General features: G+C 69.8%; 26 protein-coding genes. 14 read left to right on the forward strand and 12 right to left on the reverse strand.

Going from position 1 to position 24,995, the window contains the following annotated elements; genetic code table 11:
• The first annotated feature begins 83 nt into the window (after positions 1–83).
• The 5 genes from lysS (at position 84) to ACFYTQ_RS29600 (ending at position 6,609) form a co-directional block, all read left to right on the forward strand.
• On the forward strand, positions 84–1,574 hold the full coding sequence (gene lysS / locus ACFYTQ_RS29580) for a lysine--tRNA ligase (protein WP_387368197.1): 1,491 nt from the start codon (positions 84–86) through the stop codon (positions 1,572–1,574).
• Between the two features lie 114 nt (positions 1,575–1,688).
• The gene (locus ACFYTQ_RS29585) at positions 1,689–2,054 is read left to right on the forward strand and encodes an Lsr2 family protein (RefSeq protein ID WP_387368200.1); all 366 of its coding nucleotides are present in this window, start codon (positions 1,689–1,691) and stop codon (positions 2,052–2,054) included.
• Between the two features lie 255 nt (positions 2,055–2,309).
• Positions 2,310–2,870 (forward strand): FHA domain-containing protein, encoded by a 561-nt coding sequence (locus ACFYTQ_RS29590; protein WP_387368452.1) that lies wholly within the window; start codon positions 2,310–2,312, stop codon positions 2,868–2,870.
• A gap of 287 nt (positions 2,871–3,157) precedes the next feature.
• Positions 3,158–5,695: an ATP-dependent Clp protease ATP-binding subunit gene (locus tag ACFYTQ_RS29595; RefSeq protein ID WP_387368203.1), complete on the forward strand. Its 2,538-nt coding sequence runs from the start codon at positions 3,158–3,160 to the stop codon at positions 5,693–5,695.
• Positions 5,696–5,820: 125 nt separating this feature from the next.
• A complete protein-coding gene (locus ACFYTQ_RS29600; RefSeq protein ID WP_387368206.1) occupies positions 5,821–6,609 on the forward strand; it encodes a phytanoyl-CoA dioxygenase family protein in 789 nt (262 codons plus the stop codon).
• On the opposite strand, the gene ACFYTQ_RS29605 is transcribed toward ACFYTQ_RS29600, so the two are convergent.
• The 4 genes from ACFYTQ_RS29605 to ACFYTQ_RS29620 all read right to left on the reverse strand — a co-directional run bounded on the left by ACFYTQ_RS29605 (position 6,590) and on the right by ACFYTQ_RS29620 (position 9,607).
• The gene (locus ACFYTQ_RS29605; protein ID WP_387368209.1) at positions 6,590–7,384 is read right to left on the reverse strand and encodes an LLM class flavin-dependent oxidoreductase; all 795 of its coding nucleotides are present in this window, start codon (positions 7,382–7,384) and stop codon (positions 6,590–6,592) included. The genes ACFYTQ_RS29600 and ACFYTQ_RS29605 overlap by 20 nt on opposite strands.
• Before the next feature lie 29 nt (positions 7,385–7,413).
• A complete protein-coding gene (locus ACFYTQ_RS29610) occupies positions 7,414–7,650 on the reverse strand; it encodes a hypothetical protein (protein ID WP_387368212.1) in 237 nt (78 codons plus the stop codon).
• Positions 7,651–7,736: 86 nt separating this feature from the next.
• Positions 7,737–8,399: a response regulator gene (locus ACFYTQ_RS29615; RefSeq protein ID WP_387368215.1), complete on the reverse strand. Its 663-nt coding sequence runs from the start codon at positions 8,397–8,399 to the stop codon at positions 7,737–7,739.
• Complete coding sequence (locus ACFYTQ_RS29620; RefSeq protein ID WP_387368218.1) at positions 8,396–9,607, reverse strand: sensor histidine kinase; 1,212 nt, start codon at positions 9,605–9,607, stop codon at positions 8,396–8,398. Before ACFYTQ_RS29620 ends, ACFYTQ_RS29615 begins: the two co-directional genes overlap by 4 nt.
• 128 nt (positions 9,608–9,735) lie before the next feature.
• Here ACFYTQ_RS29620 and ACFYTQ_RS29625 point away from each other — a divergent pair, with 128 nt between their 5' ends.
• Positions 9,736–10,638 carry an ABC transporter ATP-binding protein gene (locus tag ACFYTQ_RS29625; RefSeq protein ID WP_387368221.1) on the forward strand — a complete coding sequence of 301 codons (903 nt, stop codon included), beginning with the start codon at positions 9,736–9,738 and terminating at the stop codon, positions 10,636–10,638.
• Positions 10,635–11,483, forward strand: a complete 849-nt coding sequence (locus ACFYTQ_RS29630; RefSeq protein WP_387368224.1) for an ABC transporter permease subunit — start codon at positions 10,635–10,637, stop codon at positions 11,481–11,483. Before ACFYTQ_RS29625 ends, ACFYTQ_RS29630 begins: the two co-directional genes overlap by 4 nt.
• A gap of 69 nt (positions 11,484–11,552) precedes the next feature.
• On the opposite strand, the gene ACFYTQ_RS29635 is transcribed toward ACFYTQ_RS29630, so the two are convergent.
• Complete coding sequence (locus ACFYTQ_RS29635; protein ID WP_387368226.1) at positions 11,553–12,134, reverse strand: TetR/AcrR family transcriptional regulator; 582 nt, start codon at positions 12,132–12,134, stop codon at positions 11,553–11,555.
• 106 nt (positions 12,135–12,240) lie between these two features.
• Here ACFYTQ_RS29635 and ACFYTQ_RS29640 point away from each other — a divergent pair, with 106 nt between their 5' ends.
• The 3 genes from ACFYTQ_RS29640 (at position 12,241) to ACFYTQ_RS29650 (ending at position 15,999) form a co-directional block, all read left to right on the forward strand.
• Positions 12,241–12,561 carry a DMT family transporter gene (locus ACFYTQ_RS29640; protein ID WP_387368228.1) on the forward strand — a complete coding sequence of 107 codons (321 nt, stop codon included), beginning with the start codon at positions 12,241–12,243 and terminating at the stop codon, positions 12,559–12,561.
• Positions 12,562–12,735: 174 nt separating this feature from the next.
• Positions 12,736–13,179, forward strand: a complete 444-nt coding sequence (locus tag ACFYTQ_RS29645) for an OsmC family peroxiredoxin (protein WP_387368230.1) — start codon at positions 12,736–12,738, stop codon at positions 13,177–13,179.
• A gap of 99 nt (positions 13,180–13,278) precedes the next feature.
• Complete coding sequence (locus tag ACFYTQ_RS29650) at positions 13,279–15,999, forward strand: discoidin domain-containing protein (protein ID WP_387368232.1); 2,721 nt, start codon at positions 13,279–13,281, stop codon at positions 15,997–15,999.
• 4 nt (positions 16,000–16,003) lie between these two features.
• On the opposite strand, the gene ACFYTQ_RS29655 is transcribed toward ACFYTQ_RS29650, so the two are convergent.
• Positions 16,004–16,315, reverse strand: coding sequence for an antibiotic biosynthesis monooxygenase family protein (locus tag ACFYTQ_RS29655; RefSeq protein WP_387368234.1), 312 nt, complete (start codon positions 16,313–16,315; stop codon positions 16,004–16,006).
• Between the two features lie 74 nt (positions 16,316–16,389).
• Here ACFYTQ_RS29655 and ACFYTQ_RS29660 point away from each other — a divergent pair, with 74 nt between their 5' ends.
• The 3 genes from ACFYTQ_RS29660 to ACFYTQ_RS29670 all read left to right on the forward strand — a co-directional run bounded on the left by ACFYTQ_RS29660 (position 16,390) and on the right by ACFYTQ_RS29670 (position 19,425).
• Positions 16,390–17,130, forward strand: coding sequence for an alpha/beta fold hydrolase (locus tag ACFYTQ_RS29660; protein WP_387368454.1), 741 nt, complete (start codon positions 16,390–16,392; stop codon positions 17,128–17,130).
• Between the two features lie 93 nt (positions 17,131–17,223).
• The gene (locus tag ACFYTQ_RS29665; protein ID WP_387368236.1) at positions 17,224–18,393 is read left to right on the forward strand and encodes an acyl-CoA dehydrogenase family protein; all 1,170 of its coding nucleotides are present in this window, start codon (positions 17,224–17,226) and stop codon (positions 18,391–18,393) included.
• 222 nt (positions 18,394–18,615) lie between these two features.
• Positions 18,616–19,425, forward strand: coding sequence for an enoyl-CoA hydratase/isomerase family protein (locus ACFYTQ_RS29670; protein WP_387368238.1), 810 nt, complete (start codon positions 18,616–18,618; stop codon positions 19,423–19,425).
• A gap of 7 nt (positions 19,426–19,432) precedes the next feature.
• On the opposite strand, the gene ACFYTQ_RS29675 is transcribed toward ACFYTQ_RS29670, so the two are convergent.
• The 6 genes from ACFYTQ_RS29675 to carD all read right to left on the reverse strand — a co-directional run bounded on the left by ACFYTQ_RS29675 (position 19,433) and on the right by carD (position 23,968).
• Positions 19,433–19,750 (reverse strand): DUF4190 domain-containing protein, encoded by a 318-nt coding sequence (locus tag ACFYTQ_RS29675; protein WP_387368240.1) that lies wholly within the window; start codon positions 19,748–19,750, stop codon positions 19,433–19,435.
• A gap of 58 nt (positions 19,751–19,808) precedes the next feature.
• Complete coding sequence (gene rlmB / locus ACFYTQ_RS29680) at positions 19,809–20,780, reverse strand: 23S rRNA (guanosine(2251)-2'-O)-methyltransferase RlmB (RefSeq protein WP_387368242.1); 972 nt, start codon at positions 20,778–20,780, stop codon at positions 19,809–19,811.
• Entirely contained in the window at positions 20,780–22,174 is a 1,395-nt protein-coding gene (cysS, locus tag ACFYTQ_RS29685) for a cysteine--tRNA ligase (RefSeq protein ID WP_387368244.1), read from the reverse strand. Before cysS ends, rlmB begins: the two co-directional genes overlap by 1 nt.
• Before the next feature lie 92 nt (positions 22,175–22,266).
• Positions 22,267–22,755: a 2-C-methyl-D-erythritol 2,4-cyclodiphosphate synthase gene (gene ispF / locus ACFYTQ_RS29690; protein WP_387368456.1), complete on the reverse strand. Its 489-nt coding sequence runs from the start codon at positions 22,753–22,755 to the stop codon at positions 22,267–22,269.
• 17 nt (positions 22,756–22,772) lie between these two features.
• Positions 22,773–23,477, reverse strand: coding sequence for a 2-C-methyl-D-erythritol 4-phosphate cytidylyltransferase (gene ispD / locus ACFYTQ_RS29695; protein WP_387368246.1), 705 nt, complete (start codon positions 23,475–23,477; stop codon positions 22,773–22,775).
• Between the two features lie 2 nt (positions 23,478–23,479).
• Complete coding sequence (gene carD / locus ACFYTQ_RS29700) at positions 23,480–23,968, reverse strand: RNA polymerase-binding transcription factor CarD (protein WP_019931623.1); 489 nt, start codon at positions 23,966–23,968, stop codon at positions 23,480–23,482.
• Positions 23,969–24,270: 302 nt separating this feature from the next.
• On the opposite strand from carD, the gene ACFYTQ_RS29705 reads away from it, so the two are divergent.
• On the forward strand, positions 24,271–24,981 hold the full coding sequence (locus ACFYTQ_RS29705; RefSeq protein ID WP_387368248.1) for a hypothetical protein: 711 nt from the start codon (positions 24,271–24,273) through the stop codon (positions 24,979–24,981).
• The last annotated feature ends 14 nt before the right edge of the window (positions 24,982–24,995 follow it).

A 24,995-nucleotide genomic window follows, 5' to 3' on the forward strand; every position in this document is an offset into this window, starting at 1 on the left:
TAGGGTGGTTCGATGTGAGCAACCCGAATCCTCCCGCAACCGGTGACGCCACGGTTCCGCCGCGGCAAAACGGTCCTGCCGCAATGGAAGTCGACCTTCCCGAGCAGATGCGGATTCGGCGGGAGAAGCGGGAGCGGTTGCTCGAGCAGGGGCGCCAGCCCTACCCCGTGGTGGTACCGCGCACCCACAGCCTCGCCGAAATTCGCGCGGCCTATCCGGACCTGGCGGCCGATACGGCGACCGGCCTGGTGGTCGGCGTGGCCGGGCGCGTCATTCACGTGCGCAATACCGGCAAGTTGTGTTTCGCGATGCTGCAGGAGGGCGACGGCACCAAGCTGCAGGCGATGATCAGCCTGAACGGTGTCGGCGCCGACGCGCTGACCGCCTGGAAGGCGGAGGTCGATCTCGGCGACTTCGTATTCGTGCACGGCGAGGTGATCTCCTCGCGCACCGGCGAATTGAGTGTCATGGCCGATTCCTGGTCGATGGCGGCCAAGGCGTTGCGCCCGCTGCCGGTGACGCACAAGGAGTTGAGCGAGGAGGCGCGGGTCCGGCAGCGCTATGTCGATCTCATCGTGCGCCCGGAGGCCCGGGAAATGGCGCGCACCCGCGTGCGGGTCGTGCGCGCGCTGCGAAACGCATTGGAGCGCAGGGGTTTTCTCGAGGTGGAGACCCCGATGCTGCAGACGTTGCACGGCGGCGCCGCGGCGCGGCCGTTCGTCACCCACTCCAATGCGCTCGATATCGATCTCTATCTGCGCATCGCGCCGGAGCTGTTCCTCAAGCGCTGCGTGGTGGGCGGCATCGAGAAGGTCTTCGAGATCAACCGCAACTTCCGCAACGAGGGCGCGGACTCCACGCATTCGCCCGAGTTCGCCATGCTGGAAACATACGAGGCGTACGGTACCTACGACGATTCCGCGCGCATGATGCGCGAATTGATCCAGGAGGTCGCCGCCGAGGTGTACGGCACCCTGGTGGTCACCCTGGCCGACGGCACCGAATACGATCTCGGTGGCGAGTGGAACACCGTGGAGATGTACCCGTCGCTGTCGGACTCGCTGGGCGTGGCGGTCACCCCCGAAACCACGGTCCGGGAATTGCTGGCGCTGGCCGATCGGGTCGGTCTGGAAATTCCCCAGGGCAAGGGGTACGGACACGGCAAACTCGTCGAGGAACTGTGGGAGCACACCTACGGGGACAAGCTGTACGCCCCGACTTTCGTGCGCGACTTCCCGGTCGAGACGTCCCCGCTCACCCGGGAGCACCGGGACCGGCCCGGCGTGACCGAGAAGTGGGATCTCTACGTTCGCGGGTTCGAGTTGGCCACCGGCTATTCGGAACTCGTAGATCCCGTCATTCAGCGCGAGCGCTTCATTGATCAGGCCAGATTGGCCGCGGCGGGCGACGACGAGGCGATGCGGCTGGACGAGGACTTCCTCACCGCCATGGAACACGGCATGCCGCCGACAACCGGTACGGGTATGGGAATCGACCGGTTGCTGATGGCCTTGACCGGTCTCGGAATCCGGGAAACCATACTCTTCCCAATTGTGCGTCCGGCCGCCCGGTGAACTTCGGGATTGAATGCCGAAGTCTCGTCTTGGAAATCTCGCAATTCGAGGTATTCTCGACTCGGGTATCGGCCTGGTATGCGGGTCGCACGATTTCGAAGGGACGTTCAGCTCATGGCAAAGAAGGTCACCGTTAGCCTGATCGACGACGTCGACGGTGAGTCCATCGCGGACGAGACCATCGAGTTCGCGATCGATGGTGTGTCGTACGAGATCGATCTGTCGTCGGCGAATGCGGCGAAGCTGCGGGATGGGCTGGAGCCGTGGGTTTCCAACGCCCGCCGGGTCAGCGGCCGGCGGCGCAGCAAGCCCGCGGGTACCGGTGCGGGCGCGCCGAAGAACCATGTCTCGCGCGATCGCGAGCAGAGCGCCGCAATTCGGGAATGGGCCCGGCGCAAGGGCCACAAGGTCTCCGCGCGCGGCCGCATCTCCGCCGAGATCGCCGAGGCGTACAACAAGGAAGTCGGCCGCAACAACTAGAGCGACAACTCGGTTTGTAATTGGGGGCCGCTGCCGCCCGGAGGAAATCGCGCCCCGTCCGGACGGCAGCGGCATTTTCATACCTTTTCCGCATAACCGGTGAAAGTGACGCTCCCCGGACGAGCGTCACGCGATCTTGCTTCGAGCCGAGCGGGCGCGGCACCATGGACGGGTGAGTGAGGGATCGGCACAGTGACCGGATTTCACGGATCGTTCCTGCGATTCACCGACGACAACGGCCAACGCCAGGAGCTGATGCTGACCCCCGATCGGCAGCGCGTCACCATCGGACGCTCGCCACAGGCCGACCTCACGCTGTCCTGGGACGCCGAGGTGTCCCGGCTGCACGCGGCGGTGGAGTTCCTGACCGCGGGCTGGACGATCGTCGACGACGGGCTCTCCCGCAACGGCACGTTCGTCAACGGCGAACGCGTGCTCGGCCGGCGGCGGCTCACCGAGGGCGACCGCATCCGGATCGGCTCGCAGCTGCTGTCGTTCCACGACTTCAGCGGCGTGGCCGACGACGCCACCCGCACGTCGGTGGGAATGTTCCCCACCCTGCGCTCGTTGACCGAGACCCAGCGCGCGGTCCTGGTCGCGCTGTGCCGTCCGTACAAGAACAACTCCGGCTTCGCCACCCCGGCGTCCAACCAGCAGATCGCCGACGAGCTGTTCCTCAGCGTGGACGCGATCAAAACCCATCTGCGGACGCTGTTCTCGAAGTTCGGCGTCGAGGACCTGCCGCAGAACCAGAAACGGGTCCGGCTGGCCAGCCTCGCGCTCCAGGCGGGGATCATCTCCGACCGGGACCTGTAGGCCGCCGCCGCGGCCGGTTAGGCCCTCGGCGACCCGGGTAGGACCTCGGCGGGACGAGTGTTCGCTGTCGGCGTATCGAGACGGAAACGAACCGGGCAACAGTCGCGTTATGACTGAATGACACGTGCTGTCGGAGGTCCGCAATAGGGTGGACGCACGACGGCCGCGACCCCCGCCAACTAGAGTGGAGGCGGGGGATGCAACCCCAGGGCTTCATGGCAGGCTGGCGACGGATCCCACCGAACCGCCGGAACGCCGTGGATAGCGGAGCAGGAAGTGAGGGAGCGATGTTCGAGAGGTTCACCGACCGCGCAAGGCGGGTCGTTGTCCTGGCTCAGGAAGAGGCCAGGATGCTCAACCACAACTACATCGGCACCGAGCACATCCTGCTGGGCCTGATTCACGAGGGCGAGGGTGTCGCGGCGAAGTCGCTGGAGTCGCTGGGCATTTCGCTGGAGGGTGTGCGCAGCCAGGTGGAGGAGATCATCGGCCAGGGCCAGCAGGCCCCGTCCGGGCACATCCCCTTCACCCCGCGGGCGAAGAAGGTGCTGGAACTGAGCCTGCGCGAGGCGCTGCAGCTCGGTCACAACTACATCGGCACCGAACACATCCTGCTCGGCCTGATCCGCGAGGGCGAGGGCGTGGCCGCCCAGGTGCTGGTCAAGCTCGGCGCCGATCTGAATCGGGTGCGCCAGCAGGTCATCCAGCTGCTGTCGGGGTACAGCCAGGGCGGTAAGGAGGCCGTGGAGGCCGGTGGCCGCGAGTCGGGCACCCCGTCCACCTCGCTGGTGCTCGACCAGTTCGGCCGCAACCTGACCCAGGCCGCCCTCGAGGGCAAGCTCGACCCGGTCATCGGCCGCTCGAAGGAGATCGAGCGCGTCATGCAGGTGCTCAGCCGCCGCACCAAGAACAACCCGGTGCTGATCGGCGAGCCCGGCGTCGGCAAGACCGCCGTCGTCGAGGGTCTGGCCCAGGCCATCGTCAACGGCGAGGTCCCCGAGACGCTCAAGGACAAGCAGCTCTACACCCTCGACCTGGGTTCGCTGGTCGCGGGCAGCCGCTACCGCGGTGATTTCGAGGAGCGCCTGAAGAAGGTGCTCAAGGAGATCAACACCCGCGGCGACATCATCCTGTTCATCGACGAGCTGCACACGCTGGTCGGTGCGGGCGCGGCCGAGGGCGCGATCGACGCGGCCTCCATCCTCAAGCCCAAGCTGGCCCGCGGCGAGCTGCAGACCATCGGCGCGACCACCCTCGACGAGTACCGCAAGTACATCGAGAAGGACGCCGCCCTCGAGCGCCGGTTCCAGCCGGTGCAGGTGGGTGAGCCGACCGTCGAGCACACCATCAACATCCTCAAGGGCCTGCGCGACCGGTACGAGGCGCATCACCGCGTCTCGATCACCGACTCCGCGCTGGTCGCGGCCGCCACGCTGGCCGACCGCTACATTAACGACCGCTTCCTGCCGGACAAGGCGATCGACCTGATCGACGAGGCCGGCGCCCGGATGCGCATCCGTCGCATGACCGCGCCGCCGGACCTGCGCGAGTTCGACGACAAGATCGCCGACGCGCGCCGGGAGAAGGAGTCCGCGATCGACGCGCAGGACTTCGAGAAGGCCGCGCGCCTGCGCGACAAGGAGAAGCAGCTGGTCGCCAAGCGCGCCGAGCGCGAGAAGCAGTGGCGTTCGGGCGATCTGGACGTCGTGGCCGAGGTCGACGACGAGCAGATCGCGGAGGTGCTGGCCAACTGGACCGGTATCCCGGTGTTCAAGCTCACCGAGGAGGAGACCACCCGGCTGCTCCGCATGGAGGACGAGCTGCACAAGCGGATCATCGGCCAGGAGGACGCGGTCAAGGCCGTCTCCAAGGCCATCCGCCGCACCCGCGCCGGCCTGAAGGATCCCAAGCGTCCGTCCGGTTCGTTCATCTTCGCCGGTCCGTCCGGTGTCGGTAAGACCGAGCTGTCCAAGGCGCTGGCGAACTTCCTGTTCGGCGACGACGACGCGCTCATCCAGATCGATATGGGCGAGTTCCACGACCGCTTCACCGCCTCGCGGCTGTTCGGCGCCCCTCCGGGCTACGTCGGCTACGAGGAGGGCGGCCAGCTCACCGAGAAGGTGCGCCGCAAGCCGTTCTCGGTCGTGCTGTTCGACGAGATCGAGAAGGCCCACCAGGAGATCTACAACACCCTGTTGCAGGTCCTCGAGGACGGCCGCCTCACCGACGGCCAGGGCCGCACGGTCGACTTCAAGAACACGGTGCTGATCTTCACCTCGAACCTCGGCACGCAGGACATCTCGAAGGCGGTCGGCCTGGGCTTCACCCAGTCGAACAACGAGGGCTCGAACTACGAGCGGATGAAGCTCAAGGTCAACGACGAGCTGAAGAAGCACTTCCGCCCCGAGTTCCTCAACCGCATCGACGACGTGATCGTCTTCCACCAGCTCACCACCGAGCAGATCGTCCAGATGGTGGATCTGATGATCGGCCGCGTCGCCACCCAGCTGCGGAACAAGGACATGGAGATCGAGCTCACCGAGCGCGCCAAGAGCCTGCTCGCCAAGCGCGGCTTCGATCCGGTGCTGGGCGCCCGCCCGCTGCGCCGGACCATCCAGCGCGAGATCGAGGACCAGCTGTCGGAGAAGATCCTCTTCGGCGAGATCGGCCCCGGTCAGCTGGTGCGGGTCGACGTCGAGAACTGGGACGGCGAGGGCGCGGGCGAGGACGCCAAGTTCACCTTCGCCGGTACGGAGAAGGCGAAGAAGTCCGACGAGGAGCCGGTCGCCGCCCTCGCGGGCGAGGCCGCCGCCGCGGGCGAGTAAGTCCAGCTCGAAAGCCCCTCTCGCCTTGGGCGAGAGGGGCTTTCGCGTGTGCGGGCCCGAAAATCGCTGGCGCGCGGCCGCGATCGTGGGCCATTGTCGAGCCGACCCGGGAGGAAAGGACGCCAGTGCTCACCGACGCGCAGATCGAGGGTTTCATCACCGACGGATTCGTGCGGATCGAGCAGGCGTTCCCGCGCGCGACCGCCGATGCCGGGCGGGCGATCCTGTGGCGCGCCACCGGCCGCGATCCGGACGATCCGCGAACGTGGACGGAACCGGTGATCCGCCTCGGCGAGCACGGCGAGGAACCGTTCCGCGCCGCGGCGACCGCTCCGGCCCTGGTCGAGGCATTCGATCAGCTGGTCGGTGCGGGGCGATGGCTACCGCGAATCAGCCTCGGCACCTTCCCGATCCGCTTCCCGAGCGAACGATCGGCGGGCGACGACGGCTGGCACGTGGACGCGAGCCTGCCGGGCGAGGATTACACCGACTTCCTCACCTGGCGGGTCAACGTGCGTTCCGAGGGGCGCGCGCTGCTGATGTTGTTCCTGTTCTCCGACGTCTCCGCCGCCGACGCGCCGACCCGCATCCGGGTCGGCTCGCATACGCGGCTGTCCGGTGTGCTCGCGCCGCACGGCGCCGCCGGATTGCCGATCGGCGGCCCCGAGATGCAGGCCGCCTACGCCGACACCGCGGATCTGCCGGAGGTCGCGGCGACCGGGCGGGCCGGGGATGTGTACCTGTGCCATCCGTTCCTGGTCCACGCCGCCCAGCGCCATCGCGGCGACCGGCCGAAATTCATGGCCCAGCCGCCGCTGCTGCCCCGCGAGCCCTGCGTCCTGGACCGCCCCGACGGCGCGTATTCGCCTGTGGAACAGGCGATTCGGCGCGGCCTCAGCGCAACAACGCCATGATCGGGGCGAAGGCGTCCGCGATATCGCCGGGCACGATCACCTCGTCGATGCCGTACTTCTCGTGCCGATGCCGCAGGATCTCGGCCGCCTCGTCCGGGTCGCCGGGTAGGACGGCCGCCGAGCCCGCGTCGCGCAGCGCGTCGACGCTGGGCACCTTCCAGTTCCCGGGCCAGCGCGGCACGGCGTCGCCGATGCCCATGAGCTGAACGGTGAAGGCCACCGGCCGTTCGGCGTTGTCGCGCACCACGGCGACCATGCCCGCCAGATCGTCCTCGGTCACCTGCGGTCCGGCGGCGAGCACCACGCGGTCGGCGATGCGACCGGCCAGCGCCAGCATTCGCGGCCCGGAGGTGGCGATCACGATCGGCGGCACGGGATCGACCCCGGTCCGGACCGCGGCCACTGTCTCGGCGAGATGCGCGCGGCGTGCGGTGGCCGACCCCCAGGGCTGCCCGAGTCGCTCGGCCTCCGCCGCGGCGTCGGGTCGCCCGATGCCGATCCCGAGTTCGAATCGGCCGTCCGAAAGTACTTGCAGCGCGGCGGTTTCCCGCACGGTCGCCGCGGCGGTCCGCAGCGGCGCGGCGATCACATTGGGGCGCAACCGAAGTGCGGTGGTCACCGCCGCGGCGGCCGCGAGCGCGGGAAACGGGGACGGGGTGTGCAGGGTATCGGGCAGCAGCAGCGTGTGATACCCCTGCTCCTCGACCCGGCGGGCGGTCTCGGCCCAGGCCCGACCGGCGAAGGGTACGGCCATGGTGGCGAAGCTGATGGACATGACGGCCTCTCGTCGAATGTGGATATCGGTCAGAAAAGACGCCGCGAACGGCGCAGCACCGCGAGCCGGGACAGGTAGTCCTCCTCGCTGATCTCCCCCCGGGCGAAGGCGGATCGCAACAGCCCCACCCCGCTGTCGCGCCCACACCCACGCCGGAACCGGACCGCGAACGTGATCGCGGCGAGCCAGAACAGCACCGGGAAGATCCAGAAGAAGGGCCACGGATGCCAGCCGTATTCGGCCGCCGCGGAAAGGTATTCGTTCATGTCCCCAGCCTCCGCCGATCCGCCGCGGTGGACATCGGCGCGGGAGCGACACCCGTCGTACGTCTGCATGCGTACGGGATTCGGCATCACTGCCAGCCCGGCCGCACCAATCCGGATTCGTAGGCCAGCACCACCAGCTGCGTGCGGTCGCGGGCGCGCAGTTTCAACAGGATTCGGCTCACGTGGGTGCGGGCGGTCGCGGGGCTGAGGAACAGGCGTTCGGCGATCTCGGCATTGGTGAGACCCTCGGCCACCAGCACCATCACCTCGCGTTCGCGGTCGGTCAGGCCGGTCAGTTCGGCGGGCGGCGCGGGCTTGGCGCGGGTGGCGAATTCGGCGACCAGACGGCGGGTCACGCTGGGGGAGAGCAGGGCGTCGCCCGCGGCGACCACCCGCACGGCCTTCACCAGATCGGCGGGTTCGGTGTGTTTGACCAGGAACCCGGTCGCGCCCGAACGCATCGCCTCGAAGACGTACTCGTCGAGTTCGAAGGTGGTCAGCACGACGACCCGCACCTCGGACAGGTCGGGGTCGGCGGCGATCTCGCGGGTCGCGCACAACCCGTCGAGGACCGGCATCCGAATGTCCATGAGCACCACGTCGGGACGCAGCTCGCGGGTCAGCCGCAGCGCCTGCTGACCGTTGTCGGCCTCGCCCACCACCTCGATGCCGTCCTGGGCGTCGAGCAGGGCCACGAATCCGGCGCGGACCAGGGCCTGGTCGTCGGCGATCAGTACTCGAACGGTCATCGGGTCCCCTCGTCGGTCGAGCCGAGCGGCAGCCGCGCGGCCACCCGGAAGCCGCCGTCCCCGGCGGGCGTCGCGGCCACCTCGCCGCCGAGCGCGTGCGCGCGCTCGATCATTCCGGCGATGCCGTTGCCGCCGCCTGTGGACGGCTGTGGAGAACTCGCGGGCCTGCCGTTCTCGACGGTCAGCCGCAGTTCCCCGGGCGAATAGTCCAGCGCCACAACGGCCTCCGCGCCGGGCGCGTGGCGCAGCACATTGGTCAGCGACTCCTGCACGATGCGGGCCGCGGCCACGTCGACCACGGCGGGCAGGCGGCGCGCCGGACCGTTGATCTCGGTGCGCACGGTCAGCCCGGCCGCGCGGGCCGGATCGATGAGCGCGTCGAGATCGGCGATGCCGACCGTCGGACTGGTCGGCGCCGCACCGGTTTCCGCGCCCGAGCGGATCGACCGCAACAGCGTGTGCACCTCGCCGAGCGCGTCGCGGCTGACCTGCTTGATGGCGGCCAGCGCGGTCGCGGCCTGTTCGGGTTTGCGGTCGAGCAACTCCAGCGCCACCGAGGACTGCACATTGATCAGCGACAGACTGTGCGCGAGCACGTCGTGCAGTTCGCGGGCGATGGCCAGCCGCTCCTCGGAGGCGCGTTGTTCGCGCCGGGCCAGTTCGCGTTCGCGTTCGGCCTGTTCGTTGCGGTGGGCGGCCTCGGCGCGCTGCCGCCGGGCGGTGAGGATCTCGCGGCGCTGGCGGATGCCCTCGGCGAGGCCGAGCAGCACGCACAACCAGGCCAGCACGCCGACCATCTGCCAGCCGTTGGTCGGATAGCCGCGCAGCGCGGGCAGCGGCCAGATCATGAGCAGATAGCCCACGGGCACGAACGGGTATGTGCGCCACCGTGATCCGGCGGAGGCCGCGGTGAGGAACGCGATGACCAGCGACAGGAAGATCGGCCCGTAGCCGAAACCCGCGACCAGATAGGTCACCGTCACCGCCAGCGCGCCCACGAAGACGGCCAGGGGGTAGGCCCGCCGCACCACCAGCAGCAGCGGCCCGATCAACAGCAGGCCGTACCCCAGCACGTCCACCGGCCGCGCGCCCGCGAGCCCGTGCTGTACCTCCGCGTGGTTGACCGCCGGGCCCGCGCCCAGCTGCACACCGGCGACGACGAGCGCCACCAGCACGTCTCGCCCACACGGGCGCGCGGTCGGACTCACCCTCGCACGGTAACCCCGGACGAACCCGGCGCGGTACGCCGCCACGAGGAAATACGTCGCGATACGTACGTCCGCTCACGCCGGGCGGCCGATGTGTCCGGGCAGGTCGAGGGCGGATTCTCGAAGGCATGAACAACACCGTCGTGGTCACCGAGGCACTGACCAAACGCTACGGCACCCACACCGCCGTCGACGCCGTCGCCATGACGGTCCGGGCGGGGGAGATCTACGGCTTCCTGGGCCCGAACGGGGCGGGCAAGACGACCACGCTGCGTATGCTGACCGGCCTGATCCGCCCGACATCCGGAACCGCCCGGGTGCTCGGCAGCCGACCGGGCGATCCGCGCACCCTGCGCCGCATGGGCGTGCTGATCGAGGGTCCCGGCTTCTACCCGTATCTCTCCGGCCGGGACAACCTGCGGGTCCTGGCCCGCTACCGCGGCTGCGAGATGGCGGCCGTGGCCGAGGCGCTGGCCCGGGTCGCCCTGACCGACCGCGCCGACGACAAGTTCCGGGCGTATTCGCTCGGCATGAAGCAGCGGCTCGGGGTGGCCGCCGCCCTGCTCGGCCGCCCCGATCTGCTGATCCTCGACGAACCCACCAACGGGCTCGATCCGGCCGGAATGGCCGAGATGCGCGAGCTCATCACCGGTTTGGCCGCCGACGGGCACACCGTCGTGCTCTCGTCACACCTGCTCAGCGAGGTGCAGGAGATCTGTGATCGGGTCGGCGTCATCGCCGGGGGCCGGTTGCTCACCGAGGCCACAGTGAGCGAACTGCGCGGCGCGGCAACGCTTTTCCTGCGTGCCGAGCCGCTGGAGGTGGCCTTCCCGGCGGTGCGCCGGGTGGTGGGGGAGCGCTCCGCGTTGCTGACCGCCAGCGGCATCAGAGTCGATGCCGATCGGGCGACGGCGCCCACGGTGGCACGCGCGGTGATCGAGGCCGGTGCGGATCTGCTGGAGTTGCGCACCGACGAGAAGTCCCTGGAAGAAGTGTTTTTCGAGATGACGAAGGTGGCCGCGGGATCATGACCGACCTGTTGGCTTGCGCGCGAGCCGAATTCGCGCGAATGGTGAAATGGCCCGCGATGTGGATTCTGGTCGGCACCTGGTTGCTGCTGAATCTCACCTTCGCGTATCTGTTCAACTACCTGGCCTATTCGTCCGGGTCGAGTTCCCGGATGTCCAACGGGCTGCCCCGCGACCTGCTGTTGCGGCAGATGCTGCCCGCCGCGGTGCCGGAGGTGTTCACCCAGGGCATGGCGATGTTCGGCGGGGCGCTCATCCTGGTGCTGGGCGCGCTGGCGATCGGCAGCGGTTACGGCTGGGGCACCTGGAAAACCGCTCTCGCCCAAGGGCCTTCGCGCATCGCCGTCATCGGCGGGACGATCGTGTCCCTCGCCGCGGTGGTCGTCGCCCTCGTCTGCGTCGCCTTCGTGGTCGACACCGGCGTGGCCGCCCTGATCGCCGCCACCCAACACCAATCCCTCGCCCTCCCCTCGGCCTCCCGCATCCTGCTCGGAATCCTCACCGGCACCGCCATTCTCGCCATGTGGACCCTCGCGGGCGCCCTCATCGGCGCCCTCGCCCGCGGCCCCGCCCTCGCCGTCGGCCTCGGCCTCGTCTGGGTCCTGGTCGTGGAGAACCTCCTGCGCGGCGTCGCCGCCCTCTTCACCCCCCTGCACCCCCTCACCGACCACCTCCCCGGCACCGCCGCGGGTTCCCTGGCCAACGCCATGCGCACCGTCCAGGGCGCGGCCACCCCCGGCGTGGTGGACACCCTCACCCGCCCAGTGGCTTTCGTGACGACGGGGGTGTACGTGGCGGTGTTCGTCGTGGGCACGCTCTGGCTGATCCGCCGCCGCGATATGGCTTGAGGGTCCCCTCCCACACGTCGGCCCCTCCCTTGTCCCTGCCGTCCGGCCCCCCAGGGCCGGACGGCAGGGCTACCCCACCACCGAATACGCCAACCGCGCCAACCCTTCCGCGATCTCCTCCGCCGACAGCCCCCGCTCCCGCTGATGCCGATACACCTCCGCCGCCAAGGGCGCGAGCAGGATGTCCACCTGTCGATCCGGTTGCGGCACACCGGCTTCCGTGAGTAGCGCGCGGACGTGGGCGTACCAGAACCCGTACGCACCCGTCGCGAACCGGGCCCCGCCCGTCTCCGCCCCGAGGGCCAGATGTGAATGGGTTTCCAGCAATTCGACCATCGCGGCGTAGAAGGCGGCCAGCCGTTCGCCGGGCGGCGCTCCGGGGCCCAGCGGCGGGGGGCCGTCGAGCAGGCGGCCCTGCACCTCGCGCTCGTGCTCGTCGAGCAGGGCGAGGGCGACCGAGGCGACGTCCGGGTAGCGCCGGTACAGCGTCCCCCGGCCCACCCCGGCGGCCTTGGCGATGTCGTCCATCGTCACCGCCCGGGGGTCGCGGGTGCGGAACAGTTCCGCGGCGGCGTGCAGGACCTTGGCGCGATTGCGCGCGGCATCCGCCCGCTCCCCGGGGGCCGGGTCCGGCGCGAGGAGGTCGGTCATGGGCTCGACTCTACTGCGGACGGAAGTAAGTGGACAACGTGTCCATATCGCTCTACCCTCGAAGGAAGTGGACATCTCGTCCACTTGTCTGTGAAGGAGTCCCGAAATGGGTTGGCCCCTATTGGCTTTCGCCGGTCTGATCGAGATCGCCTGGTCCCAGAGCATCAAGCCCACCCAGGGCTTCACCCGCCCGCTGCCCACCCTGCTGTGCTTCCTGCTCGCCGCCGCCGCGGTCTACCTGCTCTCTCGCTCCATGCAGACCCTGCCGGTCGGCACCGCCTACGCCGTGTTCACCGGAATCGGCGCGGTCGGCGCGATCGTCCTCGGCGTCATCGTCCAGAAGGACCCCATCAGCGCGGGCCGCGTACTGGCCCTGGCCCTGATCGTCGGCGGCATCGTGCTCGCCCGCGCCACCAACCCCGCATGAACCCGTAGCGTTCACGGACGACCGGGAGTCGGGACCCCCGGGCCGGGTCTCGCTCACGGGACGAGCGCGGACGCGGGAACGTCGGGTCGGTCTCGTCGGACGACAACCCGGAACACGGGAAGGCGGTAGGTTCGATCGCGACGGCGACCCCAAACCCACTCTGAAAGGACAGTGATGCCAACACGTACCGCGCGCACCGCTTGGACCGGCGGTCTGCAGGACGGTTCCGGACAGGTCGAGCTGGCCAGTTCGGGCGTCGGCAAGTACGACGTCTCCTTCCCCAAGCGCAGCGCCGACAACGCCGACGGCACCACCAGCCCGGAGGAACTCATCGCGGCCGCGCATTCCTCCTGCTACGCCATGGCCCTGTCGGCGCAGATCGGTAATGCCGGTGGCACCGTGCGGAGCCTGGACGTCACCGCGGACGTGACGCTGGGCCCGGATCCGGCGGGCGGCTTCCGAATCAGCAAGATCAAGTTGACCGTCCGCGGCGACGTCGACGGCATCGATGCCGCCGCGTTCGGGCAGGCCGCCGAGGGCGCCAAGGCGGGGTGCCCGGTCAGCAAGGCGCTGGCCGGAGTCGACACCATCGAACTGGACGCCGCGCTCGCGTCCTGATCCCGCGCCCGCCGAAACCGTTGCGGCCCATCGGTCGCGACGGTCCGGCGGGCGTCGTGTCCGCGCATACATCCGGCCCGTTTGTGGCACTCTGCCTGTGTGGCGTCCGGAGCGCGACATCTCCTCGGCAGTCGTACGCGGCTGCTGATCGGACTCGTCGTGGTCGTGGTCGTCGCGGTGGTGGTGGCCGCGGTCGTGCTCGTCGCGGTGCGGTCGCGCGACGGCGAATCCGCCACCGCGCCCGCGTGTCCCAGCGACACCGCCGCGGCGCGCCCGGACTGGGCGCCCTTCTCCGAGGACTTCCGCGCCGGATACGACCGGCATCCCTTCGTCGGCAACGGCTATCTCGGCCTGCGCGTCCCGCCCGCGGGCACGGGCTACGTGGAGACCGGTGAGCGCACCGGCTGGCCGCTGTACACCCCGCGCTACGACGGCGCGTTCGTGGCCGGACTCTACGGCGCCGAACCGGGACTCGCCGACGGCCGCACGGTGGCCGCCGCGCTGCCCAACTGGTCCACCCTGCAGGTCACCGTGAACGGCGAAACCCTCACGCCCGCACTGTCTCCCGACCAGGTGTCGAACTTCCGCCAGACCGAGTACCTGCGCTGCGGCCTGGTCCGCACCGCGCTCACCTGGACCACCCGCGACGGCCGGGCCACCGATCTGGTCTACGACGTCCTCGCCGACCGAGCCGACCAGCACACGGCCGCCGTCCATCTCACGCTCACCCCGCACTGGGACGGCCCCGCCACGATCACCGGCCTGCTGGACATGGCCGGGGCCCGGCGCCTGGACCGGACCGCGATCGCCACCCCGGACGCGAACACCACCGCCCTCGAATTCCGAACGCGCACCACGAATGTCGTCGGTGACGTCGTCTCGGTCCTCGCCGCCGGGAACGCCCCGGTGCGGCAACAGGAAACCAGCCAGCGCGCCGAACTCCAGGTCTCCCAGGGCAACTCGTACGAGATCATCAAGTACGTCGGCGTCGACACCTCCCTCACCGCCCCCGATCCGGCGCGCGCCGCCACCGACGCCGCCCACCGCGCCGCCGCCCGCGGCTGGGCGAGCCTGCTCGCCGAACAGGCCCGGCAATGGCGCGAACTCTGGTCCGCCGATATCGAGGTGCCCGGCGATCCGGACACCCAGCGCTGGGTGCGCGGCGCGCTGTACTCGCTGTACTCGGCGACGAACGCCCAGCAGGACAACAGCATTTCGCCGACCGGTCTGAGCAGCGACAACTACGCCGGACTGATCTTCTGGGACGCCGACATCTGGATGTACCCGGGCCTGCTGCAATTGGCCCCGAATCTGGCGAGATCCGTGGTCGACTACCGCTTCAAGACCCTGCCCGCCGCCCGCGAGAACGCGCGGCGGCTCGGCCTGCCCGGCGCGTTCTACCCCTGGACCAGCGCGGCCACCGGCGATCTGAACACCGACTGCCACAGCTGGTCACCCCCGCACTGCCTGATCCAGAACCATCTGCAAGGCGATGTCGCCCTGGCGGTCTGGCAGTACTACCTCGCCACCAAGGACCTGGGCTACCTGCGCGACCGCGGCTGGCCGGTGCTCTCGGCGGTGGCCGAGTACTGGGCCGCGCGCGTCACCGCGGACCCGGACGGCGGCTATTCGATCCGCGATGTCGCCGGACCCGACGAGTACAGCAACGGCGTCGACGACGGCGTGTACACCAATGCCGTTGCGGCCGAAGCACTCCGGAACGCGACCGCCGCCGCGCGCCTGCTGAACCAGCCCGCCCCACCGGCCTGGACCGAGGTCGCCGACCACCTGCGCATCCCCTTCGATCCGGTCAACGGCGTATTCCTGCAATACGCGGGCTACCGCGGCGCGCAGATCAAACAGGCCGACACCGTGCTGCTGCAATATCCCCTCGAATGGCCGATGTCCCCGGAGGTGGCCGCGAAGACCCTCGACTACTACGCCGAACGCACCGATCCCGACGGCCCGGCCATGACCGATTCGGTGCACGCGATCGATGCCGCGCGCAACAACGAGCCCGGCTGTTCGGTCGCCACGTATCTGGAACGCTCGGCGCGGCCGTTCGCCCGGGAACCGTTCGGCCAGTTCTCCGAGGCGCGCGGGGTGAAGGCGGGAGCCAACGACCCGCTCGCCGGATCCCCGGCCTTCGATTTCACCACCCTCGCGGGCGGCTACCTCCAGGAGTTCACCAACGGCCTGCTGGGCCTGCGCCTGCGGGAGGACCGCGTGGTGCTGGACCCGATGCTGACCCCGCGCCTGGCGGCCGGCCTCACCGTGCGCGGATTGCATTGGCAGGGACGCGTTTTCGACGTCGCCGCCGGACCGGAACGCACCACGGTCACGCTGCGCTCCGGCGACCCGCTCCCGGTCGAGACGAATTCCGGCCTGCGCCAGGTCGCTTCGAACGGGACGCTGGAATTGCCCACCCGCCGACCGGATCTGGTCCCCACCGACGACGCCGCGCGCTGCAAGGCCACCGCGGCCAGCAGCGAACAACCCGGCGACTACGCCGCGGCCGCGGTGGACGGCGACACCGCGACCAGCTGGCTCCCCGACTCGTCCCGGGCCGACCTGACCGTCGACCTCGGCGCGACGGTCACCCTCACCCGGGTGAGCCCGCGCTGGACCGAACCCGCCCCCGTCACCTCGTCCATCCTCGTCTCCGGCGACAACCGGACATGGTCGCAGGTGGCGACCACGCCGCTGGGTGAACTCCTGCAACCGACGAGCGCGCGCTACGTCCGGATCCAGGTCGACGGGGGCGATCCGACGGCCCGGCCCGGCATCCGTGAGGTGGACGTCGCGACCCGGCCGCGCTGAGGTCCTACGCGCCCTTGCCCGCCACGTCGAGCACCACCTCGAACTCGAGCAGCGAGGCGCCCGTGGCGACCGGCTGCCGCGCCTGCCCGGCGTGCGCCTCGCGCGCGGGCCCGTCCCGCCACGCCGCGAACGACTCCTCCGAATCCCATTGCGTCACAACGAAATACCGGTTCTCCCCGGCGGTCGGACGCAACAGCTGGAAACCGAGGAAACCGGGCGAGTTCTCCACCGCGTGCGCGCGAGCGGCGAACCGCTTCTCCAGCTCCGGTCCCGCGCCCTCGGGAATCTCGATCGCATTGATCTTCACAACAGCCATGCGCCCCAGCCTAGGGCAGTGGGTAGGGTCGCAGGACCCGTGGCGAGTGCGCGGCGCACGAGGAGGCGGACGAGCTGTTGTACGACGAGGGTGGCACGGGTGTGCCGATTCTGTTGCTGCACGGGCTGATGGGCAGCGCCCGGACCTGGCGGGCGCATGTGCCGTGGCTGCGGGAGTTCGGGCACGTGTACACCGTCGACGCGGCGGGGCACGGGCGGCCCGCCCCGGCGGAGTTGCGCACCGAGGCGTTCGTCGCCGATCTCGCGGCCGCGACCGCGGACATCGCCGAACCCATGATCGTCATCGGCCACTCCATGGGCGGGCTGCACGGCTGGATGTTCGCGGCCGAATTCCCGCGGCGGGTGCGCGCGCTCGTGGTCGAGGACATGGCCCCCGACTTCCGCGGCCGCACCGCGTCGGACTGGGCGGCCATGATTTCGGCTTGGCCGCAACCGTTTCCGGACGCGCGGGCCGTGCGCGAGTTCTTCGGCCCGGTGGCGGGGGAGTACTTCCTGAACTCCTTCGTCGCGGGCCCGGACGGGTATCGCCTGCACGGCTCGGTGGAGACCTTCCGTGCCATCTCCGAGGAATGGGGGACGCGCGAGTTCTGGTCGCAGTGGCGTGCGGTTCGCGCGCCGGCCCTGCTCGTCGAGGCCGAGCACACCATCACCCCGCCCGGTCAGATGCGCGAGATGGCGGCGACGCATCCGCACGCGCGCTACGTCCGCATCGCCGGGGCGGGACATCTCGCGCACGACGACCGGCCCGAGGTCTACCGCGCCCAGGTGACCGAATTCCTGCGCGACAGCATTTGATGGCAGCCGCCTTCAGTCTTCGCGCGGCCGGGCCGTATGCTCGCAGCACACCCGGCGAACGACGCGCCGGGACCGCTGGAAAAGGGTGAACCGATGATCGACTTCTCGCTGCCCGCCGAGCTCGAGGCCGAACGCGACCGGATTCGCGGATTCGTCGTCGACAAGATCGTGCCCTACGAGCGCGATCCGCGACTGACCTCGCACGGCCCGAACGACGAGCTGCGACAGGAACTGGTCGAACTCGCCCGCGCCGAGAAACTGCTGACCATCCAGGCCCCGCTCGAACTCGGCGGCCGCGGCTTGACCCACGTCGAGCAGGCCGTGCTCTACGAGGCCGCGGGCTGGTCCACCCTCGGCCCGGTCGCCATGAACTGCGCCGCGCCCGACGAGGGCAATATGTTCCTGCTGTCCAAGATCGCGAATCCCGAACAGGTCGACCGCTACCTGATGCCGGTGATCACCGGCCACCAGCGGTCCGTCTTCGCCATGACCGAACCCGCCGGGGCCGGTTCGGATCCCGATCAGCTGGCCACCACCGCCACCTTCGACGGCGAGAACTTCACCGTCAACGGCCGCAAGTGGCTGATCACCGGGGCCGACGGCGCCAAGACATGGATCATCATGGCCCGCCTCGCCGCCAACCCGCATCTGCCCGAGGGGCCGACGCTGTTCCTCACCGACGGCGACACCCCGGGCATCGTCATCGAACGCACCATGAACACCATGGACCGCAACTACGTCGGCGGCCACGGCGTGGTCCGGTTCGACAACCTGGTGCTGTCCAAGGAATCCCTGCTCGGCGAGACCGGCCAAGCCCTGCGCTACGCCCAATTGCGCCTGGCCCCCGCCCGGCTCACCCATTGCATGCGCTGGCTCGGGGCCGCCGAACGCGCCCAGAGCATCGCCGTCGAGCACGCCAAGACCCGCACCGCCTTCGGCAAGGCCATCGGCGAACACGAGGGCGTGTCGTTCATGTTGGCGGACAACGAGATCGCCCTGCACCAGTGCCGCCTCACCATCTGGCACGCCTGCTGGCTCATGGACCACGGCCACAAGGCCCGCCACGAGAGCTCGATGGCCAAATCCTTCGTCTCCGAGGAACTGTTCAAGGTCGCCGACCGCTGCGTCCAGGTCCTCGGCGGCATCGGCATCAGCGACGAGACCGTCGTGGAGATGATCTTCCGCGACATGCGCGCGTTCCGCCTCTACGACGGCCCCACAGAAGTCCACAAGTGGGCCATCGGCCGCAAGGTCTTGCGGTAATTCTGGCCGCTCCTTCGTCGCGGCGGGTTCGCGGCCCCTGAGGCCCGCCGATCGGCACCTGGTGCTCACTCCTTCATCGCTCCGCGCCAGGCCCCGATCGACGGACCGGGCCGCGAACGTCTCCCGGTGCGCCGGGTGGGCGGTTGCGGGACCGTGCCCGCCTGTGATCTGCTCGTTCGCGTACCAGGGCACGACCCGCGCACAGAGCTAGGATTTCGTCGCATGAGTTCGGAACTGCACGTCGATGTATCCGCCGGAGTCGCCGTGCTCACGTTGCATCGTCCCGCGCAACAGAACGCGTTCACCCCGACGATGGCGGCCGAACTGGGGGCGGCGCTGCGGCGGTGCGATACCGAGGACGCCGTGCGGGCGGTGGTCGTCACGGGCACGCCGCCCGCCTTCTGCGCGGGCGCGGACCTGTCCAGCCGCGTCGGCGACGTCACCGCCACCATCGACCCCGCGCCCTGGCGCATCCGCAAACCCGTGATCGCGGCGGTCAACGGGCACGCGGTCGGGCTCGGCCTGGCGCTCGCGCTGCAATGCGATCTGCGCTATCTGGCTCGCGACGCCATCTACGGACTCAACCAGGTGCGGCGCGGCGTCCTCGCCGACGGCTACGCGCACTGGCTGCTGCCCCGCCTGGCGGGTATGGCCAACGCCGCCGACATCCTGCTCACCGGCCGCACCTTCGACGGCGACGAGGCCAAGGAGCTCGGCCTGGCCAATGCCAGCCTGGACGCGGCCGAGGTGCTGCCCACCGCGCTGTCGGTCGCGCACGACATCGCGGCCGGCTCGGCCCCGCTGTCGGCCGCGCTGTCCAAGCGCCTGCTGTGGGAGGGCCTGGGCATGGGCCCCGACGCCGTCGCCGCGCTCGAGACCGAACTCACCACCTACGTCGCCAACAGCGTCGACGCGGGGGAGGGCCTGGCCGCCGTGCGAGATCGCCGCGCCCCCAACTGGACCGGACGTGTGAGCGCCGACTGGCCCGCCTGGAAGGTCCCCGCCGACCCGCCGCGCCCCGGCCTGGACTGAACCGCGGTCAGTGGCCGCCGATCAGCACCAGCAGGAAGATGATCGCCTCGATCACCATCAGAATGGTGCCGATGATCCCGAGGATGTAACCCACCAGCACCTGCGCCCGGCCGCCGAACACCTGCCCGCCGGTCTGCTCGGGATGCTCGAGGGAGAACTCGATCTGATCGAGCGCGCGCTTGCCCATCGCCCACGCCACGGGTCCCAGAGCGCCGCAACAGAATACGCTCAGCGCGCCGAGCAGCAGCACCGTGGTCGCGTGCGGATGCTCGACGGGCGAACCGATCGGCTCGTCGGGAAAATACTGGGGCGGGTAGCTGGCCACCAACCAAGTTTAGGGGGCTCGGTACCCCGAAAGCTCGCGGACGCGCGCGGTTTCCGGCTCAGCCCCGCCGCCGCCGCGCGATGTCGGCGAGCACCACACCCGCCGCGACCGAGGCGTTCAGCGATTCCACCTCGCCCGCCATCGGAATGCTCAGCACGCTGTCGCAGGTCTCGCGCACCAGCCGGGACAGGCCCTTGCCCTCCGATCCGACCACCACGACCGTCGGTGTGCTGCCGTCGAAGTCGTCGAGCGAGGTGTCCCCGCCCGCGTCCAGCCCGACCACCTGCAATCCGGCCTTGGCCCAATCCTTCAGCGTCCGAGTCAGATTCGTGGCCCGCGCGACCGGCAGCCGGGCCGCCGCGCCCGCGCTGGTCCGCCACGCCACCGCGGTGACGCTGGCGCTGCGGCGCTGCGGAATGACCACGCCGTGCCCGCCGAAGGCCGCCACCGAGCGGATCACCGCGCCCAGATTGCGCGGATCGGAGATGTTGTCCAGCGCGACCAGCAGCGGCGGCGTCCCCGAGGCGCGCGCGGCCTCGAGCAGATCGTCCGGATGCGCGTACCGGTAGGGCGGCACCTGCAATGCCAGACCCTGATGTAAACCGTTGGCGCTCATGCGATCCAGATCCGTGCGCGGCACCTCGAGGATCGAGATCCCGGTGTCGGCGGCGCGCTGCACGGCCTCGGTGAGCCGGTCGTCGTTCTCGGTGCCGTTGGCGACGTACAGCGCGGTCGCCGGAACCCCGGCGCGCAGGCACTCCACCACCGGATTGCGGCCCAGCACCAGTTCGGGACCGTCGTCGCCCTTACGCGTGCTCGGGCGGCCCGCCGGGCGCTTGGGCTGCTGGGTGGCCTTCTTCGCCGCCGCGGCGGCGCGTTTGGCCGCCGGGTGGTACTTGCGCATCTCCGCGGGCGGGGTCGCGCCGCGCGGCTCCAGCCCGCGCCGCCGCTGCCCGCCCGAGCCGACGGTCTGCCCTTTCTTGGTGCCCGACTTGCGAATCGCGCCGCGGCGCTGCGAATTGCCTGCCATCAGTTGGCCTTTCCGCTGAGGCTCCACTCGGGGCCGTCCGGGGTGTCGGTCACCTCGACACCGGCCGCGGTCAGCCGGTTGCGGACCGCGTCGGCGGTGGCCCAGTCCTTGGCGGCCCGGGCCTGCTGACGCTGCTCCAGTTCGGCGCGGACCAGCACGTCGAGGGCGTCGAGGGCCGCCGAGGAATCCTCCGGGGCGGCCCAGTGCGGATCCAGCGGATCCACACCGAGGACACCGAGCATCGCGCGCACCTGCCCGGCCAGTTCCCGCGCGGTGTCGTGATCGCCCGACTCCAGCGCCTTGTTGCCCTCGTGCACCGCCCGATGAATCTCGGCCAGCGCCTTGGGAATTCCGAGATTGTCGTCGAGCGCCTCGGCGAACTCGTCGGTCCACTTGCCGACCGGGACCTCGCCCACCCGCTCGACCACGCGCCGGACGAACGCCTCCAGCCGCTGATAGGTCTGGGCCGCGTCGCGCAGCGCCTGGTCGGAGTACTCCAGCATCGAGCTGTAGTGCGCGCTGCCCAGGTAGAACCGGAGTTCCACGGCGCGAACGTTTTCCAGCACGTTCGGCACCGACAGCGTATTGCCGAGCGACTTCGACATCTTCTCCCCGCCCAGGGTCACCCAGCCGTTGTGCAGCCAGTACCGGGCGAAACCGTCTCCGGCGGCACGGGATTGGGCGATCTCGTTCTCGTGGTGCGGGAACACCAGATCCATACCGCCGCAATGGATGTCGAATTCGGCACCGAGATAGAACTCCGCCATGGCCGAGCACTCCAGATGCCAGCCGGGCCGCCCGGGACCCCACGGCGAGGGCCAGGTCGGTTCGCCGGGTTTGGCGGCCTTCCAGAGCGTGAAGTCGCGCGGATCCTTCTTGCCCTCACCGGCGCTCTCGCCCTGGTGCACATCGTCGAGTTTGTGCCCGGACAGGCTGCCGTAGTCCGGATAGCTGCGCACGTCGAAATACACGTTGCCGCTGGAGGCGTAGGCGTGGCCGCGATCGATGAGCCGCTGCATGAGGTCGACCATCTGGGTGATGTGCCCGGTGGCCCGCGGCTCGACCGACGGCGGCAGCACGCCCAGCGCCCGGTAGGCGCGGTCGAAGGCGCGCTCGTGCGTGGCGGCCCACTCCCACCAGGGCCGACCGGCGGCGGCGGCCTTGTTCAGGATCTTGTCGTCGATATCGGTGACATTGCGGACGAAGGCCACGTCGAATCCGTTGGCGGACAACCACCGTCGCAACACGTCGAAGGCGACGCCGCTGCGTACGTGGCCGATATGGGGTTCGCCCTGCACGGTGGCCCCGCACAGATACACCGACGCGCGGCCGGGGACCAGCGGCGTGAAATCACGCAGGGTCCGCGTCTCGGTGTCGAACAGGCGCAGAGTCACGACCAGCCATCCTAGCTGTTGAGAATTTGCAGATTACGGGTGGTACAGGGGGGAGCACGGGCACGCGCTCCGATGCCGGAGAGGCGCAGGGGTCAGTGCGAACCCGGACAGGAGGGGCTACAACACTGGAGTAAGGCGGTGGCGATCGCCGCGATCCCCTCCCCGCGACCGGTCAACCCCAATCCGTCGGTCGTGGTGCCCGACACCGAGACCGGCGCGTCCAGTAATTCTCCCAGCACCCGCTGGGCCTCGCCACGGCGCGGGCCGATTTTTGGACGATTCCCGATAACCTGGACGGCGGCGTTGACAACCGTGAAACCGGCCTCGTCGAGCAGGCGGCGCACTTCCTTCAGCATGGCCGCGCCGGAGACGCCCGCCCATTCCGGGCGTCCGGTCCCGAAGACCGCGCCCACATCGCCGAGCCCGGCGGCCGAGAGCAGCGCGTCGCAGAGCGCGTGCGCGGCCACATCGCCGTCGGAGTGACCCGCGCACCCGCTGTCACCCTCGAACAGCAGCCCGGCCAGCCAGCAGGGACGGCCGGGTTCGATGGGATGCACATCACTTCCGATGCCGACGCGCATCGCCGCGAGGTCGGCCATCACGACACCGCGTCCGGTACGGGCCGATCGGCGAGCAGGGCGTTGGCCAGCCGTAGATCCAGCGGGGTGGTGATCTTGAAAGCCATTGTGTCCCCGGGGATCACGCGCACGCGCGCGCCGAGGCGTTCGACCAGTCCCGCGTCGTCGGTGGCGGGAACGTCGAGCGCGTACGCCTCGCGCAGCAGCTGTGCCTCGAAACCCTGCGGGGTCTGGATCGCGCGCAGTCCCGCGCGGTCCGGGGTGCCGGTGACGGTCTGCCGCGAATCCACCGACTTGATGGTGTCGGCCACGGGCACGCCCGGCACGACGGCCGGATACCCGGCGCGCAGTTCGGCCACCACCCGCGCGATCAGCGACGGCGGCGTGAGGGCGCGGGCCGCGTCGTGCACGAGCACATGGGTGGCCTCCGGCGCGGCCGCGAGTCCGGCGCGCACGGAGTCGATGCGTTCGGCGCCGCCGGCCACCACATCCGCCGGGAATCCGGCGGGCAAGGCGGATTCGGCGTGTCGGACGAGTTCGGCGGGCGCGATGATCACGATGCGGTCCACGACCCCGGACGCGATCAAGCCGTCGACGGCGAGCGTGAGCATAGGGCTGCCGCCGATCGGGACGAACGCCTTGGGCATCGCTTCACCCAGGCGCACGCCCCGACCGGCGGCAGGCACCAATGCCACGACACGACTTGCGTCGTGTGCGGCGTTCACGGTCAGGAGGCCGCGGCGAGAACCTCGTCGAGCAGGGTCTCCGCCTTGACGTCGTCGGTTCCCTCGGCGAGGGCCAGCTCCCCGACGAGGATCTGGCGCGCCTTCGCCAGCATCCGCTTCTCACCGGCGGACAGGCCGCGGTCCTGCTCCCGGCGCCACAGATCGCGGACGACCTCGGCCACCTTGTTCACATCGCCGGAGGCGAGCTTCTCCAGGTTGGCCTTGTACCGGCGGGACCAGTTGGTCGGTTCCTCCGTGTGCGGTGCGCGTAGCACCTGGAAAACTCGGTCGAGACCTTCCTGGCCCACGACGTCGCGGACGCCGACGTACTCCGCGTTCTCGGCGGGAACGCGTACGGTGAGATCGCCCTGGGCGACCTTGAGGACCAGATACTCCTTCTGCACGCCCTTGATGGTGCGAGTCTCGATAGCTTCGATCAGCGCCGCTCCGTGGTGGGGGTAAACGACGGTGTCTCCGACCTTAAAAATCATGTGTCCCGTGCCCCTTTCGATGTTCACAGTTTAACATGCGACTCGGTAACGGCGCGATCAACGACGCAGGTCAGGGCCACAACGAGGCGGCGGCGGGGGTTGACAGAACGCCATTGGTGTGCATCCCGTTGTGCCAGAAGGATTTACGGATCGGCCCGCATTCCGCTCGTCGAATGGTACCGACCGCCCATTGTTGAGCTTACAAGTCCCCCTACCCGACACGAGGCGTCGCGGGGCGACTACTACGCTGCCTACTACTACTCTGCATCGTGGAGTGAGCCGGTCGACATGGAGGACAAGCCGTGACTGCCCAGAAAGCCACCACAGCGTCGAAGGCGCGCCGCCACGCCGTGACCGTCGCCGCCTTCGCCGCGGGCGCGATGCTCGCGCTGTCGGGGTGCGGTGCCGGTCAGATCTCGCAGACCGCGGACCAGGTCGCCGCGGTCAACGGCAACAGCGCGAACATCGGCAAGGTGGCGCTGCGCGACGTGCGCCTGCTGCTGCCGCAGTCGGAGGAGTACACCAACGCCAAGGGCGGCAAGGCCGTGCTGGCGTTCACCGCGGTGAACGCCGATCCGGCCCGTGGCGACGAGCTCACCAGCATCACCTCCGATCTGGGCACGGTGAAGATCACCCCGGCCAATCCGCAGTTGCAGTCCGGCCAGACCGTCGTCGCCGCCTCGCCGAAGGCGGTCCACGCGGCCGCGCCGACCACCTCCGCCGCCGCCAGCACCACGGCCGCGCCGACGAGCACCGGCGCGTCGGCCACCGCGAGCGCGGCGCCCGCGCACGGGGTGGGCGAGGGTTCGCCCGATCAGCCCGCCGACCCGGCCGCGCATCCGCTGCTCATCGAGATCACCGGCCTGACCAAGGACGTGTCGCCGGGCCTGACCTACCAGGTCACCTTCAACTTCAAGAACGCGGGCACGGTCAAGGTGGACGTCCCCGTCGACGCGGGTCCGGACCTCGAGCGCAAGGCGGGCGAGACGGCCGCCGAGGGCTCGGGTCACTGAGTCGGCGCCCCGGC

Source organism: Nocardia sp. NPDC004068 (genome assembly GCF_042874315.1).
Classification (GTDB): domain Bacteria; phylum Actinomycetota; class Actinomycetes; order Mycobacteriales; family Mycobacteriaceae; genus Nocardia.

Coding starts and splice junctions, on each gene's coding strand:
- lysS (WP_387368197.1), top strand. CDS start 84: ATGGAAGTCGACCTTCCCGAGCAGATGCGGATTCGGCGGGAGAAGCGG.
- ACFYTQ_RS29585 (WP_387368200.1), top strand. CDS start 1,689: ATGGCAAAGAAGGTCACCGTTAGCCTGATCGACGACGTCGACGGTGAG.
- ACFYTQ_RS29590 (WP_387368452.1), top strand. CDS start 2,310: ATGCTGACCCCCGATCGGCAGCGCGTCACCATCGGACGCTCGCCACAG.
- ACFYTQ_RS29595 (WP_387368203.1), top strand. CDS start 3,158: ATGTTCGAGAGGTTCACCGACCGCGCAAGGCGGGTCGTTGTCCTGGCT.
- ACFYTQ_RS29605 (WP_387368209.1), bottom strand. CDS start 7,384: ATGTCCATCAGCTTCGCCACCATGGCCGTACCCTTCGCCGGTCGGGCC.
- ACFYTQ_RS29610 (WP_387368212.1), bottom strand. CDS start 7,650: ATGAACGAATACCTTTCCGCGGCGGCCGAATACGGCTGGCATCCGTGG.
- ACFYTQ_RS29615 (WP_387368215.1), bottom strand. CDS start 8,399: ATGACCGTTCGAGTACTGATCGCCGACGACCAGGCCCTGGTCCGCGCC.
- ACFYTQ_RS29625 (WP_387368221.1), top strand. CDS start 9,736: ATGAACAACACCGTCGTGGTCACCGAGGCACTGACCAAACGCTACGGC.
- ACFYTQ_RS29630 (WP_387368224.1), top strand. CDS start 10,635: ATGACCGACCTGTTGGCTTGCGCGCGAGCCGAATTCGCGCGAATGGTG.
- ACFYTQ_RS29635 (WP_387368226.1), bottom strand. CDS start 12,134: ATGACCGACCTCCTCGCGCCGGACCCGGCCCCCGGGGAGCGGGCGGAT.
- ACFYTQ_RS29640 (WP_387368228.1), top strand. CDS start 12,241: ATGGGTTGGCCCCTATTGGCTTTCGCCGGTCTGATCGAGATCGCCTGG.
- ACFYTQ_RS29645 (WP_387368230.1), top strand. CDS start 12,736: ATGCCAACACGTACCGCGCGCACCGCTTGGACCGGCGGTCTGCAGGAC.
- ACFYTQ_RS29655 (WP_387368234.1), bottom strand. CDS start 16,315: ATGGCTGTTGTGAAGATCAATGCGATCGAGATTCCCGAGGGCGCGGGA.
- ACFYTQ_RS29665 (WP_387368236.1), top strand. CDS start 17,224: ATGATCGACTTCTCGCTGCCCGCCGAGCTCGAGGCCGAACGCGACCGG.
- ACFYTQ_RS29670 (WP_387368238.1), top strand. CDS start 18,616: ATGAGTTCGGAACTGCACGTCGATGTATCCGCCGGAGTCGCCGTGCTC.
- rlmB (WP_387368242.1), bottom strand. CDS start 20,780: ATGGCAGGCAATTCGCAGCGCCGCGGCGCGATTCGCAAGTCGGGCACC.
- ispF (WP_387368456.1), bottom strand. CDS start 22,755: ATGCGCGTCGGCATCGGAAGTGATGTGCATCCCATCGAACCCGGCCGT.
- carD (WP_019931623.1), bottom strand. CDS start 23,968: ATGATTTTTAAGGTCGGAGACACCGTCGTTTACCCCCACCACGGAGCG.